Source organism: Weizmannia sp. WK01 (genome assembly GCF_025905465.1).
GTDB lineage: Bacteria > Bacillota > Bacilli > Bacillales > Bacillaceae_C > Weizmannia > Weizmannia faecalis.
Genome location: NZ_CP109616.1, coordinates 1,116,072 through 1,135,544 on the forward strand (window position 1 = coordinate 1,116,072; position 19,473 = coordinate 1,135,544).

Below are 19,473 nucleotides of genomic sequence, written 5' to 3' on the forward strand. Positions count from 1 at the left end.
AAAAGATTATCTGTTTTTTGCCCGGCTGACCCTGAGTTCGGGCTGTTTGCTTCCGGCTGGCAACAACGTCATCAGTGAACCCGCGACGATCAGGATAATCCCGACCGTAACAGCCGGCGTAATCGCTTCTCTCAGAAAAATGAGGGCCAAAATTGGCGCCAGTGCAGGCTTAATAAAGAAAACCATCGAAGCCATTGATGCACTTGTTACATCCATCGCAAGGAAGTAAAACGCAAACCCGAGCCCGGTGACAAAAATGCCGATATAAATCAGGCTTGGCAGCGTATGCCATGCAATTCCGCGGAACACGGGCACATTTGCAAATACGCCGAGGCCAACGGAACGCAGCCAGCCCGCAACAAATCCAATTTTCGAAATCAATACAAGCGCAAGAATTTCAATGCTGCCGGTAAAAAAGCTCAAACAGGTTAAAATGACACCATCACATTTAAACTGCTGGCTGCCTTTTCTGCCGACAACACTGTAAAGCGCAAACGTAACCGCCGAAAGAAGCGCAACAATGATGCCAAATGGACTTTGGATTTCAAACGGGTTGACGATAAACAAAATGCCGACCAAGCTGATGCCCAATGCAACCAGCGTCCGCTTCGAAAGACGCTCTTTTAAAAGAAAATGGGCGAGCGGAATAACAAACAGCGGGTTGCAACTGAACAAAATCGCAACGGTGGAAGCTTTCGTATAAACAATGGCCAATTGGTAAAATGTCATGCTAATAACAATACATAAAAAGCCGGTTACAACAAAAAATAAAAAACTGTCCTTTGTCATGTGAAAATGATATTTTTTCATATGCTGAAACGCCAATGGCGACAATATAACCGCGCCAATAAAAAAGCGAAGCAGGTTCAATTGGATCGGATGAAACGTACCGGCAACCATTTTTATGGCAATTTCCATCGTGCTGAAAAATATAGCAGACAAAACAATGTATAAAATTCCTTTTTTCATGCTCATTACCTCGATCTCTTTCAAAATGTTTAAATGGTTATCCGGTCATCTGATGATCAACAAAAAACGGCAGCGCAAATTCCCCTATTTCAGTTTTTTTCATCTCTTATTATAATGCTCTTCCATTCATAAAGAAAAGGACAACTATGTGAACAATAGGACAAATTGGTGTCTGCCGCCTGAAGAATTCGTTTCCCTCTCCTTTCATCTTATTTTTCCTTCGATTTTCGCTTGTTTCCTGATGGATTTGTTTTGCAGAGGAACGAGAAAGCCCATGCAGCCCGCAACCCGGTTTCGGACTTGGTAGAGAAGTCCAGCGAATATGAACGATCACGAAAACTTGTAAGAATGGCGGAACTTTAAGTATCTGAAAGTGCCACCTTTTTGACGATCTGTTGAATCAATAGACAAAGAACAGCAAAAAACAAACAACATCATAGTTATATAAATTATGTTTGTTTTATTTGACACCCCAACATAGCCACATTAAAATAAAAGAAGAAACAAAAAATTTCAGATTGAAAGGCTGGGAGAGGATGAAAACGGATACAAAAACATACCAAATGTATATTGACGGGGAATTTACAGATGCTGCTTCAAAAGAAACTTCCCAAGTTATAAACCCGGCAACAGAAGAAGTGATTTCCGAAGTCCCGAAAGCAACAATCGAGGATGTCAGAAGGGCAATCGATGCGGCAGAACGTGCCCAGAAATCATGGGAAAAATGTCCTTCTTCTGAACGGGCAAAATACTTAACTGCGATAGCACAGGAAATACGCCGCAACGCCGATGCTTTGGCGCGCGTCATTTCAGAAGAAGTCGGAAAAACGCTGGAACTTTCCACAACCGAAGTCCATTTTACAGCCGATTATATCGACTACATGGCCGGCTGGGCGCGGCGATACGAAGGGGAAATCGTGCCAAGCGACCGCCCGAAAGAAAACATTTTCGTCTACAAAGCCCCCATTGGCGTCATTGCTGGCATTTTGCCATGGAACTTCCCGTTTTTCCTCATCGCCCGTAAAGCAGCGCCGGCGCTGATTACCGGAAATACGATTGTGATCAAACCGAGCGGGGAATCGCCGAACAATGCGTTGGAATTTGCAAAAATCATTGACAAAATCGGCCTGCCGAAAGGGGTTATCAATATTGTCACAGGCAGCGGAAGCACGCTCGGGGATGAACTGTCCCGCAACCCGAAAGTTGGCATGGTCAGCCTTACCGGCAGTTACAGTGCAGGAGCGGCCGTGATGCGGGCAGCCGCGGACAATATTACAAAAGTTTCGCTTGAATTAGGCGGGAAAGCCCCGACGATTGTGATGGACGATGCCGATATCGATCTTGCTGTCAAATCGGTTGTTGAATCGCGTGTGATCAATACCGGGCAGGTTTGCAACTGCACAGAACGCGTATATGTTCAAGAAAGTGTCGCAGATGTGTTTATCAGCAAAATCGTCAAAGCCATGCAGGATGTCAAATTCGGTGACCCGCTTGCTGAAGAAGGGCTGGATATGGGGCCGCTTGTCAGCAAAAGCGCACTGGAAAGCGTCGATCAAATGGTGAAAAGAGCGGTTGAAGGCGGCGCCAAAGTGTTAACCGGCGGCAAACCGGCTGGCAGGGACAAAGGCTACTATTATGAGCCGACCGTGCTTGTCAATGTCGATAACACAATGGAAATCATGCGCGAGGAAATTTTCGGGCCGGTTCTCCCGATTGCGACGTTTAAAACACTTGATGAGGCGATTGAACTGGCAAATGACTGCCAATACGGCCTGACTTCTGCCATTTTCACTTCCAATGTAGACACAATGATGCGTGCCAGCAATGAATTGAAGTTTGGCGAAACGTATGTGAACCGTGAAAGCTTTGAAGCGATCCAGGGCTTCCACGCCGGCTGGAGAAAATCGGGCGTCGGCGGTGCAGACGGCAAACACGGCCTCGAAGAATACTTGCAAACGCATGTTGTATATGTACAATACAAATAATCAAAAGCGCCGGCCGGCAGCCGGCGTTTTTGATTATCGCAGTTTCTCAATTTCTTTCATGATTTTTTCAGCATCAAAGTCCGCACTTCCGTCAAAGTCTTTTATAAGCTCACCGTCTTTATTGACGACATAAAAACTCGTGCCGTGGACAACCTGGTCATTTCCATCCGATTTGGCGACCGGGTTTTTAAAATTTTTCATCGCAAACTTTTCAATTTTTTTCTGCGAGTAGCCGGTAAGGAAATGCCACATGGAAAAATCGCTGTGAAATTGGTTGGCAAATTGTTTCAGCTTTTGCGGCGTATCCACTTCGGGGTCGATGCTGAAAGATACAAGTTCCACATCTTTGTAACCCGCTTTTTTAATTTTCTCCTGCAATTCGCTCATATGCATCGTCATCGGGGGGCAAACCGTTTTGCAGCTCGTAAAAATAAAGTCGGCCACCCATACTTTCCCTTTTAAATCGTCCAGACTGAAAGATTTCCCATCCTGGTCCTTAAATTGAAAGTGTTCAACCGGGTCCCCTTTTGGCGCACAGGAGGAAAGCGCCGGAAGCAAAAATACGAACAACACGAGAAGTGCAATCTTTCTCTTCAAATCAGCCTCCCCCTTTACGGATGTAAGCGTTATTTTGTATGATCATTATAACATGTATTTTCAGTATAAACGGTAAAAACAGAAAAAGGAGGGTGAAGTGGTGAAAAAGTGGATTCTGGCGGGCTTGTTCCTGATGGCCGTATCGCTCTTTGCCGGATGCGGAAAACAGGAGCAGGCGGCTGTAAAACCGGCGAAAATGGTAAAAGTGCAGCTCATCGTGCCCAAAACCGCTAACGCCGGCACAAGCATCCCGTTAAAGGCGGTTGTCACACAAGGAAAAGAAAAAGTAGACGATGCAGACGAAGTGAAGTTTGAAATTTGGAAGGAAAATTCGGATAAAAACAGCTCGATGTTGGAAGCGAAGCATGATCAGCACGGCATTTATACCGCAAAAACGGTCATCAAAGAACCCGGCACATATACGGTCCAGGTGCACGTGACAGCGCGGAAAATGCATGTCATGCCTAAAACCGCTTTATCCGTAAACTGAAAAACAACCGGGCAGCGTGAAGGCGTTTTTTATCTTTGCGCTGCCCTTTTTGTTATTCATGGCTTTTCACATGCAGGCAGTTCGGGCATGTATTGCCATAGCATTCCGACTGCTCATCGATTTTTTTACCGCATTCTGTGCAATATTTGTCAGGCAAGTTTTTGAAAAAGTCTAAAATATTTTGTACCATTTTCACGACTCCTTTGTTATATAACTGTTTACTATATTTTTTAATTGTATTATAACAGTTTTTAAATGTCAATGGCGAAACGGTGAATTTTTTAGAAAAATAGAGAAAAGATCAAAGATTGCCCACGGGCATCCCTTGTTCTATAATGAAAATGAAAGGGATTGCTTTACATTTTGCATAAAGGAGGCGGCATTATGCTGTTTATTGATAATCAGGGTATTACCGACCCGCGCATCAACCTTGCCATCGAAGAGTATGCCCTGAAAAATCTCGATATCAATGAAACTTATTTACTTTTTTACATAAACCAGCCGTCGATTATTATCGGCCGCAACCAAAACACCATCGAAGAAATCAATACGGATTACGTGGACAAAAATGGTGTCATCGTCGTCCGCAGGCTCTCCGGCGGCGGCGCGGTGTACCATGATCTCGGCAACATCAATTTCAGTTTCATCACAAAAGATGACGGCGAGTCCTTCAGCAATTTCCGCAAATTTACCGATCCGGTTGTGCAGGCATTACGCAAACTCGGTGTAAACGCAGAATTGAGCGGGCGCAATGACATCCAAGTTGGCGACCGGAAAATTTCGGGGAACGCGCAGTTTTCCACAAACGGGCGCATGTTCAGCCACGGCACGTTGATGCTCAATTCAGAACTTGATAAAGTTGCACAGGCTTTAAAGGTCAAAAAAGAAAAAATCGAATCAAAAGGGATCAAGTCAGTGAGGAGCCGCGTCGCCAACATCTCCGAATTTCTCGACCATCCGATCTCCATGTCGGCATTCAGGCAATTGCTTTTGGAAAGCATTTTCGGCGGCAAGGAAATACCGGAATATCAGCTGACCGAAAAGGATTGGGAAAAAATCCGCCAAATTTCCAAAGAGCGGTACCAGACATGGGAATGGAACTATGGCAAATCGCCGAAATTCAATCTCCGACATTCCCGGCGTTTTCCGGTGGGAACGGTCGATGTGCGCCTTGACGTGAACAAAGGGATCATCGAAAACTGTAAAATTTACGGCGATTTCTTCGGCATCGGGGAAGTAAAGGATATAGAAGAAAAGCTGACCGGCTGCCGTTATGAGCGCGCCGGTATTGAAAAAGCGTTGGAAGGCGTAGATATCCGGCATTATTTTGGCAACATAACGAAAGAAGATTTTATCAGCCTTATCTATTAAGAACGCGCAAATTCCCGGGTTCCAATGGCAATCCGGGAATTTGTATTGAAATATTTTAATTGTTTTTATATAATAAATGGGTAGAATGAATGATTGTTCACTCAGAAAGGGGAGGGAGAAATTGAATTTACCGTCCAGTTTAAAAAAGACGGCGGAAACGAACGCGGACAAAACAGCTTATATTTTTATGGATCAGCTTGTTACGTACAAGGAACTTGACACGGCCGTTTCAAAGTTTGCGGACGGGCTGAAAAAACTCGGGCTCAAAAAAGGGGATCATATGGCCCTTCTGCTTGGCAATTCACCGCAATTTATTATTGCCTTGTACGGGGCGATGCGGGCCGGCGTGACGACGATACCGGTCAACCCGATTTACACGCCGGAGGAAATTCGCTACATATTGGATAACGGTGATGTGAAAGCAGTCGTGGCGCTTGATTTATTTGTACCATATGTGGATAAGATCGATGCCCTGCTGCCGAAAGTAGAGCATTACATCATTTGTGAAACCGATCCGGCAAAAGTGGGAAAATATGCGCACCCAAAATTGAAATCGTTTTCACAAATACTGGCGGAAAGTTCGCCGTTCGTCGAAGAAGTGCCGCTTTCTGAAGAGGATACGGCGGTTATTTTGTATACGTCCGGAACGACCGGAAAGCCAAAAGGAGCGATGCTTACGCATAAAAATTTATATTCAAATGCGAGCGATATCGGCTCCTATTTGAAAATGAGCGCGGATGACCGGGTCATTACGGCGTTGCCAATGTTTCACGTTTTCTGCCTGTCGGTTGCCGTGAATGCGCCGCTCATCAGCGGGGCAACGCTGCTCATATTGCCGAAGTTCAGCCCGAAAGAAGTGTTCCGGGTGGCAAAACAATACAAAGCAACGATATTTGCCGGCGTGCCGACGATGTACAATTATTTGTTCCAATATGAAGGCGGGGATCCGAAAGACTTCGCAACGCTCAGGCTGTGCATCTCGGGCGGCGCTTCGATGCCGGTTGCGCTTCTGAAAAACTTTGAAAAAAAATTCAATGTGCTCATTTCGGAAGGATACGGATTGTCAGAAGCCTCCCCGGTTACCTGCTTCAATCCGCTTGACCGCCCGCGCAAACCGGGATCGATCGGCGCCAATATTGTCCATGTTGAAAATAAAGTCGTGGATGAGCTAGGAAATGAGGTGCCTGTCGGCGAAGTGGGCGAACTCGTTGTACGTGGTCCGAACGTGATGAAAGGGTACTATAAAATGCCGGAAGAAACGGCGGCTGCGATCCGGAACGGCTGGCTGCATACCGGGGACATGGCGAGAATGGATGAAGACGGTTACTTTTATATTGTAGACCGCAAGAAAGATATGGTCATTGTCGGTGGTTTTAATGTGTATCCGCGCGAAGTAGAAGAAGTGCTTTACGACCATCCGGATGTCGTGGAGGCAGCTGCAGTGGGCATCCCTGACCCCAATCAAGGGGAAGTCGTGAAAGTATATGTCGTATCGAAAAACAAAAATCTGACGGAACAGGCATTGCTCGATTATTGCAAAGAACGGCTTGCCAAATACAAAGTCCCGAAAGAAATTGAATTTCTGGATGAGCTTCCGAAAAACACAACCGGAAAAATTTTGCGCAGGTCTTTAAAAGAACAGCTGCAAAAACAATCGGCCCGGCCATAAAAAATCGGGATACGGAAAAGCCAAAGATTAGAAAACCGGGCGCACGGTTTCCTAGAAAAATTGCAATATGGAAGTAGGGACTGCTGAAAACGATTAAAAAATCGGCGGTAAATGGCAAAAAACGCATGCAAAGCCAATCAGAATAAATCCGCCGCGGAACGGAAAACCGCTCGAAAAAGCCCGAAAGAAACGGCGGGACACCACCATTCATCGTGTCCCGCCGTTTTTTTATTGCATCTTTCTTGATAAACAACACTTTTTCAGTGCCCTTCTGAACGAAAAGCCAGATTTTTGGCATCTTGTTAGAAAAACAGACAAGGCGTATAATAGGAAAATATAAGAATATTGGATCATCATTTCAAAGCTGGGGGGATAAAAGTTGGAAGCAGCATCCATGGCGGAGGAAAAAACAGGCAGTTTCAAACCCGGGCTGCAGGCAGGCGCAAGCATTGCGATCGGATACTTTCCCATTGCGCTCACATTCGGCCTGTTGTCTAAAACAACCGGCCTGACATTGATAGAGACTGTGCTGATGAGCCTGATTGTCTATGCCGGCGCCAGCCAGTATATGGGTTTAAGTTTGATCGCTGCCGGCACAAGCCCGTTTGTCATTATCCTGACCACCTTTGTCGTCAACATCCGCCATTTTCTTATGACTGCCGCCTTGAACCAAAAAGTGGAAGAACCAAGCAAATGGAAACGCGGATTGTTTGCGTTCGGCATTACGGATGAAACTTTCTCGGTGCTCGCCATGCGGAACGGAAAAATACCGCTCGGCTACGGATTTGGCGTCACTTTTATCGCTTATGCCAGCTGGGTCGTGAGCTCCGGGATCGGGTATGTAATCGGAGCCAATCTGCCGCAATTTTTGCAGGCAAGCATGACGGTTGCCTTATATGCGATGTTTATTGGCCTCCTTGTCCCGTCTTTGAAAAAAAGTGTGAAAGTCCTTTTCCTTGCCGCCCTTTCAGCAGCGTTCAACAGCATTTTTACCGGTTACGGCGTCATGGAGGAAGGCTGGTCCATCATCGTATCCACTTTGTTGTCGGCTTTTTTGGTCGAAATGGCGGAAACATACAAACGGAAAAAGCAGGTGAAAGAAAAATGAACACCATCCTCCTCGTGATTATCGGCATGGGCATCGTAACGTTTTTGCCGCGGATGCTGCCGCTCGTCCTTTTGCAAAACAAAACGCTGCCGCCATTTTTGGAAGGCATTTTAAAAAATGTTCCGTACGCCATTTTAGGCGCCTTGATTTTTCCAAAAGTGTTTTTGATCCAAAAAGATCCGCTGTTCGGGGTAATCGGCGCGGGAACGGCCATCCTCCTCGCGTTCATCGGCGCGAATGTCATCATTGTCGTGCTCGGGGCGATTGCGGTGTTGAGCTTTTATTCTTTTCTGTTTTAAGGCAAAGCCGTATTGGCTGTTCTAAATGCCTTTTTCCTTGGCTACATATATAGAAGAGGACAAGGAAGGAGTGCATGTGGAGTGAAGATGAAGTGGGCGCTGCGGGCGATTGCGGCATACATCCTGTTCGGCCTTTTGATGTACTGGTATTTGTTTTATTACGCCGATGCTGCTCTTCCCGCCCAATATAAAGGGACAGCCGCAGATCCCGCTACTTTTATGAGCGGCCGCCAATTGTTTTTAAGCGAAGCATACGCAAAAATCAGGAATCTGCTTTTTTTCCTATCCGTGCCGTATGAATGGCTGTTTTATTTTTTGGTACTTGTGCTTGGCATTTCCAAAATGTTTGAACAATGGGCAGCGGCAGTTTCACGCATCCGCCTCATTCAAACCGCGGTTTATTTCTTTTGGTTTTCGCTTGCATCCTTTTTGTTTACCTTTCCGTTCGGTTATTTGTCCCATCGTTTTTCAAAAGCGTACGGCATTTCCACCCAAGATTTTGCAGGATGGATGAAAGATGAACTGACCGATTTCTGGGTAAACTTTGCCATCATGTTTGCTGTCGTCGCGGTATTGTACGCCTTGATGAAAAAATTCCGGCGAAAATGGTGGCTCCCGGCCTGGCTGCTTTCCATTCCTTTTACGGTATTCATGATGTTTATCCAGCCGGTCGTGATTGACCCGCTGTATAACGATTTTTATCCGTTAAAAGATAAGGCGCTGGAGGCGAAAATTCTGGCGCTTGCGGAAAAAGCACAGATTCCCGCTGATCATGTGTACGAAGTGAATATGTCGGAAAAAACAAACGCCCTGAATGCTTACGTCACCGGCATCGGTTCCAACTCAAGAATCGTACTCTGGGACACGACCCTCAACCGTATGGATGATAAAGAAATTTTATTTGTGATGGCACACGAGATGGGGCATTATGTAGAAAAACATATCTACTTCGGCATCGCGGGCTATATTTTGATGATGCTCATCGGGCTGTGGCTGATTGCCAGGTGGATGAATGCGGTTGGGCGGTGGATGTCCGGGATTTCCAGCATCAGCTCGCTGCCTTTATTTTTGCTCATTTCCTCGGTTCTCCTTTTTGCGTCAAGCCCGCTTACCAACTGGGCATCGCGCTACCAGGAGATGCGGGCGGACCGTTATGCCGTACAGATGACGCATGATAAAAAGTCCGGGGTTGAAACGTTCCAAATTTTAACAAAAGCGGGTTTAAGCGAAGTCAATCCACCGCTTCTTGTCAAAATATTTCGCTATGACCATCCAACAATGCTGGAGCGGATCCGCATGCTGGAAGAATAAGGGATACTGAAAGTGCAGTAGGCGCGGCCTGTTCCGGGCAAAAATCTTTTGGCCGCGCCCTGCATTTGCCATTTTTATGCAAAAGAAAAGCCGTGCAAACGGGCCGGGCCTGTTTGCATGGCCTGTATTTAACCAAATTGCAGGTTGATTTTTTTCAGTTCGTTTGTTAAATGCATGAACTGCTCCTTATCGCGAAGATCAAGTACATGGTCAATTTTTCTTAACAACGCTTCTCTTTTTTTGTTCAGCAGGATCTCATTCAGCAACATGTCCGTGTAAATGTGTTCCACAAATTTCTCCATCTGAATCCGGGACTTCGGGCTTTCTTTCGGCACGTCAGAGAAAGATTTTTTGTTTTCCATGTATGATCACCTTTTTCCGCTTTTTTTTATTATACAGAGCATTTCAATAAAAAGCAATGTAAAAATTGAATTTTTCTGAAACGGTAAACAAGGAAAAAAATGCATATTTTTAGAAAAACGACTAGAAATGTAGGAAATTTGTACTATAATAGAAAGTGAATTATGAGAAAAATAGAATGGGGGAATACTTTATGCAACATGGAGAATTGGACATTCATCCAAATACGATTGCGCTGATTCCTTGCCAGGAGGGAGGAGAAACAGGGACAAAAATACTGGAAGTGGATCGGGAACGATTTGTGCCAGAACTTCCCCTGAGTATCGTGAAAAAAAGCTGTCAATACTTTGGAAGCGATTACGAAGGAAGGAAAAATGCGACAAAAAGCTTGATTCATGTTCGGCACAAGCCGCCGATCCTCGTTGATCCTCATACAGCTACCATAATTTTTCCAACAAAATCGCCCAGCCAGCCGGACTGTATTTGGCTGATCTCCGGGCATATTAAAGACCACACCCCAGAAGGCAAAAAAACTGAAGTGATTTTTTCAAACAATCAATCACTCGTATTGCCAATCAGCTACGGTTCGTTTATTAACCAGTACCATAAAGCAGCTGCTTTGCAGGTTGCTTATGAAATTAATATCCGACGCTCCCGCATGCAATTTTTGAAACAACAGGGATACAGGGCGATGGAAGACAGCGGGCTGTATTGGATTTAAGCTTGGCAGGGAGGGGGCCCCTGCCTTTTCGTCCAATAAAACGAACGCCTGCCCGGGAAATAAAAATGAAACATTGCGAACGGCAAGTCCGTATACAGGGGGTAGTGCAATTTGAGGAGGTTTGGAAATGAACAACCACGATATTGATTTTAAACTGGTCGGGGATGACATGCAGTTTGTCGAAGTCGAGCTCGACCCGCAGGAGACCGTCATCGCCGAGGCCGGCAGCTTGATGATGATGGAAGACGGCATCCGGATGGAAACGATTTTTGGCGACGGATCGGGCAGCCAGGGCGGAGGCATTATGGGAAAACTGTTCTCTGCAGGAAAACGGCTGATCACCGGCGAAAGTCTTTTTATGACCGCCTTTACGAACGAAGGCCGTGATAAAAAGCATGTAGCGTTTGCAGCGCCTTATCCGGGCAAAATTGTACCGATGGATTTAAGTGAACAAGGGGGAAAAATCATTTGCCAGAAAGATGCATTTTTGGCAGCGGCAAAAGGGGTTTCAGTTGGTGTTGAATTTCAGCGGAAACTTGGAACAGGGTTTTTCGGCGGGGAAGGATTTATTATGCAGAAGCTTGAGGGAGACGGCCTTGCCTTTATTCATGCAGGCGGCACGATCCAGAAACGCGAGCTCGCACCCGGCGAAACATTAAAGGTGGATACAGGCTGCCTTGTCGCCATGTCACGGACGATCGATTATGACATTGAATTTGTCAAAGGGATCAAAACAGCCCTGTTTGGGGGAGAGGGCCTGTTCTTTGCCACTTTACGCGGGCCGGGATCGGTCTGGGTGCAGTCCCTGCCATTCAGCCGCCTGGCCAGCCGCGTATTTGCCGCAATGCCGGCAGCGGGCGGTTCGAAGGATGAAGGCAGCATGGCAAAAGGCTTGTTTAATTTGTTTAACGGGGATTAAGAGGTGTAAAAGCACTGCATTTTGCGGGACGTTTCCCGGAACAGGCAGTGCTTTTTTTTGGCATATGAAAAAATGATACGCCCGGACGGAAGCGGGGAGAGTGCCCCGACGGCGGTTGCGTGGACCGGCCGGATGGGGAGGGCATCCGGATTGGATGGGAAGGACTTTTCCGGGGGCGGGAAAAGGCAGTATTTTACTTGGAAGCGGGGCATCCCCCGGCAGAAAAAACAGGAAGCATATTTTTTTGGCAAAAAGCTTGATTCATAGAAAAATATCCGTTACAATAAAAGAACAAATGTTCCTTGTCCGGCATGTTTCCGGATATGGAGCCAACTGAGCCCATCAAAAGGAAGTGAACCAATTGTCCCTTCGATTTATTACCGGGCGCCCCGGGACAGGAAAGACAGCTTTCATCCACCGTGAAATCAGGCAGAAACTGCTTGGCGATCCGGGCGGGGCACCGCTCATTTACCTTGTTCCGGAGCAAATGACTTTTTTATCGGAAACACGGCTTGCGCATGACCCTGAACTGGGCGGGATGATCCGCGCCCAGGTGTACAGTTTTACGCGCCTTGCCTGGAAAATATTGCAGGAAGTCGGCGGGATCAGCCGTACCCATGTATCGAGCAGCGGGTTAAATATGCTCATTCGGAAAATTTTGGAAGACCAAAAAGAAGAACTGTCGGTTTTCACGCGGGCGGCGGATAAGACCGGCTTTATTGACAATGTCGAACGCATTCTGACTGAATTCAAACGATTTTGCGTTTCACCTGCACAGCTTCAGGAAAAACGTGCGTCAATCGAGGAAGCGGACGGGGAAAGAGTGCTTTCCGACAAGCTGCACGATTTGGAATGCGTATATCAGGCATATGAACAAAAGCTGGAAGGCAAATACATTGATTCGGAAGATTACTTAAGGCTGCTTGCTTCTGCCATTGAAAAATCCCGCTATCTGGACGATGCGGAAATTTATATAGACGGCTTCCATACTTTTAACCCGCAGGAATACTTGGTGATCGGGGAACTCCTGAAAAAATGTCGCCGCGTGACGGTTGCGCTCACAACGGACCGGGCTTTCCGCGGGATGCAGCCGGATGATTTATACTTGTTCCGGATGCCGGGAGAAGCCTATGCCCATATTTATGAACTGGCGCGCGCCTTTCAAATTGAAACGGAAGAAGACGTGGCGCTGTATGAACCGGTCCGTTTCCGGCATGAAAGTTTGCGCTTTTTGCAGTCCCGGTTTGAAGAACTCCCGTTTCCTTCTTTTCCGGGGGAAAGCAGCATCGAAATCTGGCAGGCGAACAACCGGCGGGCAGAAATCGAAGGCGTTGCCCGTTCCATCCGTGAAGCGGTTATGGAAGGCAGCTGCCGCTATCGTGACATTGCCCTCCTTGTTCGCAACGGGGAGGCCTATCAGGATTTAATCGAAACGGTTTTTTACGATTATGATGTGCCGTATTTTATTGACAGAAAACGGCCGATGCTGAACCATCCGCTCATTGAACTGATCCGTTCGACTTTGGAAATCATCCGCGGCAACTGGCGTTATGAACCGGTTTTCCGTGCCATCAAAACAGAATTGCTGTTTCCGCCTGGAGATACCCGTATGCTGCGTGAAAAAATGGACCGGCTTGAAAACTATTGTCTGGCTTACGGCATCCAGGGGGAACGGTGGACGAGTAGAAAAAGATGGGAATACCGGCGGATCCGCGGCCTCGAACTAGAAAACCTGCCACAAACGGATGAGGAAAGAAAAATCGAACAGGAACTGAATGAACTCAGGCTTCTCGTCACGGCGCCGATTTTGCGCCTGTCGCGGCGTTTGAAGCGCGCCCGCACTGGAAAAGCGCTTTGTGAAGCGTTGTATCTTTATCTCGAAGAATTGGAGATTCCGGAAAAACTGGAAGCGCTCCGGCTTGAAAAGGAAGAAGCGGGGGATCTTGTCGCTGCCAGGGAACACGACCAGGCATGGGATGAAGTCATGGGCGTTTTGGATCAGTATGTTGAAATCCTTGGCGATGAACCTGCTGATGTTGGGAAATTCTCTGCCATTATGGAAACCGGGCTTGAGTCATTAAAATTTTCGATCGTTCCTCCGGCTTTGGACCAGGTGCTCGTGGCGAATCTGGAGCAGTCCCGGCTGTCTGATGTCAAACTGGCGTTTATCATTGGGGTCAATGACGGGGTCATGCCGGCGAAAATTTCCGAAGATGGCGTTTTAAATGATGAAGAGCGTGAATATTTAAGACTTACCGGGCTTGAAATTATGCCCGGCAGCAAAAGGCGCCTGCTCGACGAAGAATTTATCTTTTACCGGGCATTGACGACACCTTCTGAAAAACTGGTACTATCTTTTCCGCTTGCCGATGAAGAAGGGAAAGCATTGCTGCCGTCCCCGTTCATCAACCGGATAGAGGACATGTTCCCGGCACGCGGCGGCGGATTATGGGTGAATGACCCGGCGGAACTGGAAGAGAAGCAGCAAGCTGCATACATTTCCCATCCGGCGGCTGCCATTGCTTTTGTCACTTCGCAGCTGCAGTTGAAAAAAAGAGGGTATCCGATGGCCGACTTCTGGTGGGATACGTATAACTTTTATATGGAGCACCCGGAATGGAAAAATCGGGCGGCCCATGCTTTTTCCAGTTTGTTTTACCAAAACAAAGCCCGGAAGCTCTCCGAAAAAACGAGCCGGGAACTGTACGGCGACCATATCCTTGCCAGCGTATCGAGAATGGAGCAGTTTTTCACCTGCCCGTTTTCCCATTTTTCGACATACGGGCTGAGGCTGCGGGAACGGGATGTATTTCGTCTTGATGCGCCGAATATCGGAGATCTTTTCCACGGTGCATTGAAATGGATTTCCGACACCCTGCAGCGCCAAGGCATTCCGTGGTCAGAGATCACAAAACAGCAAAGCATGGAGCTCGCAAAAGCGGCTGTGGACGATCTTGCCCCGAAATTGCAGCATCAAATCCTGCTCAGTTCAAAACGCTACCAATATATTAAAAGGAAACTGGAACAGGTTGTCGGAAGGGCTTCATATATTTTAAGCGTCCATGCGAAACGGAGCGGCTTTGAACCGGTCGCGATGGAACTCGCTTTTGGGCCGAAAAAAGAGCTCCCACCGCTTTCGTTTACATTGAAAAACGGGGCGAAAATGGAGCTGCAGGGCCGGATTGACCGCGTCGACAAGGCGGAAAGTGAAAACGGTGTGTACGTCAGGATCATCGATTACAAATCAAGTGCGCACAAGCTCGATTTGACAAATGTGTATTACGGCCTTGATTTGCAAATGCTCACCTATCTGGATCTCATTATGACGTATTCGAAACAGCTGACAGGGGAAGAAACGATTCCGGCAGGCGTTTTGTATTTCCATCTTCATGACCCGCTGATTTCGGCGGAAAAAATGTTGTCGGCTGAAGAAATTGAAGAAGAAATTTTAAAAGACTTCCGGATGCGAGGACTATTGCTGGACAGCCCGGAAGTGATCACATTGATGGACCGGTCGCTTGAATCCGGCAACAGTGCGATTGTGTCGGCAGGTTTGAAAAAGGACGGCCAATTAACGGCCCGGTCCGAAGTGGCAAGCAAAGAAGACTTTGAAGCGATCCGCAGCTATGTGCGCAATATTTACACAGAGGCTGGTAATGCGATCCTGTCCGGTACGACGGATATCGCGCCATATAAAATAAAAAAACAGGCGGCGTGCACATTCTGCCCGTTCCGTTCGGTCTGCCAGTTTGACCAGTCGATGGAAGAAAACAATTACCGCCTTATTCACCCGGAAAAACCGGAAGAAATCCTCGCCAAAATGAGAAAGGAGCGCAGAACAGATGAAAACAGCCATTCCGGATAAACCGGCGAATGCCGTCTGGACGGATGACCAATGGAAAGCCGTCATGGCAAAAGGGCAGGACATCCTTGTCGCAGCGGCTGCCGGTTCAGGAAAAACAGCCGTGCTCGTGGAAAGGATTATCCAAAAAATATTGGATGAACACGATCCGCTCGATATTGATGAACTGCTCATTGTCACCTTTACCAATGCTGCGGCTGCGGAAATGCGCCATCGCATCGGTAAAGCGATCGAGGAGGCGATCAGCAGCCGCCCGGATTCGCATCATTTACGGAAACAGCTGAGCCTGCTGAATAAAGCGCCGATTTCCACGCTGCACGCTTTCTGCCTTGAAGTGATCCGAAAATATTATTATTTGATTGACATCGACCCCGGATTCAGGATCGCTGATGATACAGAAGCCGAACTTCTGCGCGATGAAGTGCTGGATGACCTCTTTGAAACGGAGTATGCGAAAGCGGGAAATGACCTGTTTTACCGCACAGTCGATACATTCTCAAACGACCGCAGTGATGACGAGCTCCAGCATCTGATCCGGAAGCTTTACGATTTTTCCCGTTCCCACCCGGATCCGTCTGCATGGCTCGATAAAATGGTCGAGCTGTATGATGCCGGGGATGTGGAAGAGGTGGACAGCCTGCCGTTTATGGCAGCGGTGAAAGCTGATATTCACCTCCAGCTGCAGGCTGCAAAAGACATGCTGGAGGAAGCGTATGGACTCGCCTTAGAGCCGGGCGGGCCTGCGCCGAGGGCGGAAAATTATCTCAATGACATGAAGATTACAGACAGATTGCTTGCGGCAATTCACGGTCCATGGCAGGGGCTTTATGAAGAAATGAATGCATGGCAGTTTACACGCGCCAAAGCGTGCAAAGGGGATGCATATGAAGCGGAACTCGTCAAAGCAGCCGATGATTTGCGGAAATCTGCAAAGAAAACACTTGAAGATTTAAAAAAAGACTTTTTCTCAAGGAAGCCGGCATCGTTCCTGAAAGACATGCAGGAAATGCGGCCGGTGATTGCGGAACTTAGAACGCTCGTCAAAAAATTTGCAGAGGCTTATGGCGCGGTAAAAGCGGAAAAAGGGATCGTTGATTTTTCGGACTTGGAGCATTTTTGCCTGGACATTCTTGCTGAAAAAAATGAAGATGGCAGCCTCACCCCGTCAGAAGTGGCCAAAGCTTACCAGCAGCAATTTAAAGAAGTGCTGATTGATGAATTTCAGGATGTCAACATGGTACAGGAAACGATTATGAACCTTGTGGCAAAAGGGGCGGGATTTGACGGCAACCGGTTTATGGTTGGAGACGTGAAACAAAGCATCTACCGGTTCCGGCTTGCTGAACCGAACCTGTTTTTAAAAAAGTACCGGGATTTTGATCCGGAAGGCCGGGATACAGGTCTCAGAATCGACTTGTCGAAAAACTTCCGCAGCCGCAAAGAAATTCTCGACGGTACGAATTTTATTTTTAAACAAATCATGGGCCTAAAGGTGGGCGAGATGGCATATGACAGCCAGGCTGCACTTGTGGCAGGCGCCTCTTATCCGGAAAGGGATCATCCGGTCAAAGTGGCATTGATTGACCAGGCCGATGAAGCGATTGAAGAAGACATTTCGGATGAAGAAACGCTGGACCGGGCCGAACTGGAACAATCCCAGCTTGAAGCCCGTTACCTTGCCCGTGAAATAAAAAAACTGATCGACGAAGAACAGGTTTACAATCCGAAGACCGGCACATTCCGCCCGATCCGGTACAAAGATATCGTTATCCTGATGCGTTCCATGGCATGGGCGCCGACCATAATGGAAGAATTGAAACAGGCGGGCATCCCGTTGTACACCGAACTTTCAACCGGGTATTTTGACGCGACGGAAGTATCCATCATGCTTTCTTTATTAAAGGTAATTGACAACCCGTATCAGGACATTCCGCTTGCAGTCGTGCTCCGTTCCCCGATTGTCGGGCTCGATGAAGAAGCGCTTGCCCTTATCCGCATTCATGAAAAGCGGGGTCCGTATTATGAAGCGGTGAAAAAATTTATAGCAGACCGGCCGGATCCTGAGGAAGAAGAAGCGTATGAGAAAGTGTCCAGATTCATGGAAAAATTGTCGGTGTGGCGGTCTGTTGCAAGGCAGGGGGATTTGTCCTCCCTCATTTGGCAGCTTTACCGGGACACGCAGTTTTATGACTTTGCCGGCGGACTGCCTGGAGGAAAGCAGCGGCAGGCCAATTTGCGGGCTTTGTATGACCGGGCGCGGCAATATGAAGAAACATCTTTCAGGGGGCTGTTCCGGTTTTTGCGCTTTATCGAACGCATGCAGGAGCGCGGGGATGACCTCGGAACAGCGAGGGCATTGAGCGAACAGGAAGATGTCGTCCGCCTGATGACCATCCATGCAAGCAAAGGGCTCGAGTTCCCGGTGGTGTTCGTGGCCGGTCTCAATAGGAAATTTAATATGCGCGATATTAGCCAGGCGTTTCTTCTTGATAAAGATTTCGGGTTCGCCTCAAAGTATATTCATCCGGAAAAACGGATCACATACCCGTCTTTGCCGCAGCTTGCTTTTAAAAGAAAGAAAAAGCTGGAAATGCTGGCTGAAGAAATGCGCGTCTTGTATGTCGCACTCACTAGGGCAAAAGAAAAACTGTATTTGGTCGGGACGGTGAAAAATCTTGGCAAGCGCCTGGAAAAATGGGGGAAAACGAGGCGGCAGGAAGGCTGGCTGATGCCAGACCATGTGCGCGCAGCGGCCGGCACTTACTTGGACTGGATCATTCCTTCGCTCAGCAGGCATGCGGACGGAACAGTGCTTTTCGGGGATGACGGCCGGGTGGTGCTGGATGATCCATCCAAATGGCAGATCGCCGTTTTGCCGAAAGAACAGTTTGCCGATATCCAGGAACCGGAACAAGTTGGGGAAGTGGACTGGCAGCATCAAGTGAAAGCCGGCCTCCCGGTTGCGGCGGAATCCGCTTATAAAGCACAGGTTTTCGGGCGCTTAAGCTTCCGGTACAGCAATGAGCCGGCAACATTCCGGCGTGCCAAACAATCGGTATCTGAATTGAAACGGATGCATGAAGAGCATGACGAAACGAATGGTACCCGGTTTATTCCGAATGCGGAAAAACATATCTTTGACCGCCCCCGTTTTATGCAGGAAAAATCGATTACGCCGGCTGAACGCGGGACAGCGATGCATATGGTAATGCAGCATATCCCGTTTGATGCGCCGCCGACTTATGCTTCCGTTGAGGCGCTGGTTGAAGAGATGGTGAAACAGGAGCTGCTCACGGAAGAACAGGCGGATGCCATTGCGGCTGAACAGCTTGTCCGCTTTTTTGAAACGGATATCGGCCGCCGTATCCTAGCAGCCGGCCGGGTGATGCGGGAAATGCCGTTCAGTTTGTCCGTTCCCGCAGCGGAAATTTACCGAGATGCATCTCTTGCGGATGAACATGTTCTTATCCAGGGCATATTTGATTGCGTGGCAGAGGAAAAAGACGGCCTCGTATTGCTCGATTTTAAGACAGACAATATCCATGGCAGGTTTAAAGGCGGATTTGAAGAAGCAGAGCCTGTCCTACGCAAACGTTATGAAGTCCAGCTGGCCCTTTATTCAAGGGCGCTGGAAACCATTTTAAAGAAAAAGGTAAAAGCGCAATACTTGTATTTCTTTGATGGCGGGCATCTTCTCGAAATCCAATCATAAATGGGCCCTCCTTTAAGGGAGCCCATTCTTGCCATAGCTATTGCAACACATAAAAATTTATCTTTCCATTTTGAAGGCAGCGAGGTAGCGGAAAATTTGC

General features: G+C 47.7%; 15 protein-coding genes. 11 read left to right on the forward strand and 4 right to left on the reverse strand.

What is annotated here, in order from left to right; translation table 11 throughout:
• Positions 1-6 precede the first annotated feature (6 nt).
• Entirely contained in the window at positions 7-975 is a 969-nt protein-coding gene (locus OF158_RS05020) for a DMT family transporter (protein ID WP_017550215.1), read from the reverse strand.
• A 530-nt stretch (positions 976-1,505) separates the two neighbouring features.
• Between OF158_RS05020 and aldA the strand changes: the two genes are divergently transcribed.
• Positions 1,506-2,954 (forward strand): aldehyde dehydrogenase, encoded by a 1,449-nt coding sequence (gene aldA / locus OF158_RS05025; protein ID WP_035182090.1) that lies wholly within the window; start codon positions 1,506-1,508, stop codon positions 2,952-2,954.
• A gap of 33 nt (positions 2,955-2,987) precedes the next feature.
• Here the strand turns inward: aldA and OF158_RS05030 are convergent, their stop codons facing one another.
• Positions 2,988-3,551 carry an SCO family protein gene (locus OF158_RS05030; protein WP_014095774.1) on the reverse strand — a complete coding sequence of 188 codons (564 nt, stop codon included), beginning with the start codon at positions 3,549-3,551 and terminating at the stop codon, positions 2,988-2,990.
• A gap of 100 nt (positions 3,552-3,651) precedes the next feature.
• Here OF158_RS05030 and OF158_RS05035 point away from each other — a divergent pair, with 100 nt between their 5' ends.
• The gene (locus tag OF158_RS05035) at positions 3,652-4,041 is read left to right on the forward strand and encodes a FixH family protein (RefSeq protein WP_035182088.1); all 390 of its coding nucleotides are present in this window, start codon (positions 3,652-3,654) and stop codon (positions 4,039-4,041) included.
• A 52-nt stretch (positions 4,042-4,093) separates the two neighbouring features.
• On the opposite strand, the gene yhfH is transcribed toward OF158_RS05035, so the two are convergent.
• Positions 4,094-4,231, reverse strand: a complete 138-nt coding sequence (gene yhfH, locus OF158_RS05040; protein ID WP_065200775.1) for a protein YhfH — start codon at positions 4,229-4,231, stop codon at positions 4,094-4,096.
• A gap of 194 nt (positions 4,232-4,425) precedes the next feature.
• Here yhfH and OF158_RS05045 point away from each other — a divergent pair, with 194 nt between their 5' ends.
• The 5 genes from OF158_RS05045 to OF158_RS05065 all read left to right on the forward strand — a co-directional run bounded on the left by OF158_RS05045 (position 4,426) and on the right by OF158_RS05065 (position 9,799).
• Positions 4,426-5,412, forward strand: coding sequence for a lipoate--protein ligase (locus tag OF158_RS05045; protein ID WP_035182085.1), 987 nt, complete (start codon positions 4,426-4,428; stop codon positions 5,410-5,412).
• A 121-nt stretch (positions 5,413-5,533) separates the two neighbouring features.
• Positions 5,534-7,081, forward strand: a complete 1,548-nt coding sequence (locus OF158_RS05050) for a fatty acid--CoA ligase family protein (protein ID WP_035182083.1) — start codon at positions 5,534-5,536, stop codon at positions 7,079-7,081.
• A gap of 394 nt (positions 7,082-7,475) precedes the next feature.
• Positions 7,476-8,189 (forward strand): AzlC family ABC transporter permease, encoded by a 714-nt coding sequence (locus OF158_RS05055; protein ID WP_035182119.1) that lies wholly within the window; start codon positions 7,476-7,478, stop codon positions 8,187-8,189.
• Positions 8,186-8,488 (forward strand): AzlD domain-containing protein, encoded by a 303-nt coding sequence (locus OF158_RS05060; protein WP_035182080.1) that lies wholly within the window; start codon positions 8,186-8,188, stop codon positions 8,486-8,488. Before OF158_RS05055 ends, OF158_RS05060 begins: the two co-directional genes overlap by 4 nt.
• An 81-nt stretch (positions 8,489-8,569) precedes the next feature.
• Entirely contained in the window at positions 8,570-9,799 is a 1,230-nt protein-coding gene (locus OF158_RS05065) for a M48 family metallopeptidase (RefSeq protein ID WP_035182078.1), read from the forward strand.
• 128 nt (positions 9,800-9,927) lie between these two features.
• On the opposite strand, the gene OF158_RS05070 is transcribed toward OF158_RS05065, so the two are convergent.
• Positions 9,928-10,161 carry an IDEAL domain-containing protein gene (locus OF158_RS05070; RefSeq protein ID WP_026683745.1) on the reverse strand — a complete coding sequence of 78 codons (234 nt, stop codon included), beginning with the start codon at positions 10,159-10,161 and terminating at the stop codon, positions 9,928-9,930.
• A 191-nt stretch (positions 10,162-10,352) separates the two neighbouring features.
• On the opposite strand from OF158_RS05070, the gene OF158_RS05075 reads away from it, so the two are divergent.
• The 4 genes from OF158_RS05075 (at position 10,353) to addA (ending at position 19,373) form a co-directional block, all read left to right on the forward strand.
• The gene (locus OF158_RS05075) at positions 10,353-10,880 is read left to right on the forward strand and encodes a competence protein ComK (protein ID WP_035182076.1); all 528 of its coding nucleotides are present in this window, start codon (positions 10,353-10,355) and stop codon (positions 10,878-10,880) included.
• Positions 10,881-11,007: 127 nt separating this feature from the next.
• Positions 11,008-11,799, forward strand: coding sequence for a TIGR00266 family protein (locus OF158_RS05080; RefSeq protein WP_035182074.1), 792 nt, complete (start codon positions 11,008-11,010; stop codon positions 11,797-11,799).
• Between the two features lie 361 nt (positions 11,800-12,160).
• Positions 12,161-15,664 carry a helicase-exonuclease AddAB subunit AddB gene (gene addB / locus OF158_RS05085; RefSeq protein ID WP_035182069.1) on the forward strand — a complete coding sequence of 1,168 codons (3,504 nt, stop codon included), beginning with the start codon at positions 12,161-12,163 and terminating at the stop codon, positions 15,662-15,664.
• On the forward strand, positions 15,642-19,373 hold the full coding sequence (gene addA, locus OF158_RS05090) for a helicase-exonuclease AddAB subunit AddA (RefSeq protein ID WP_035182067.1): 3,732 nt from the start codon (positions 15,642-15,644) through the stop codon (positions 19,371-19,373). Before addB ends, addA begins: the two co-directional genes overlap by 23 nt.
• Positions 19,374-19,473 lie beyond the last annotated feature (100 nt).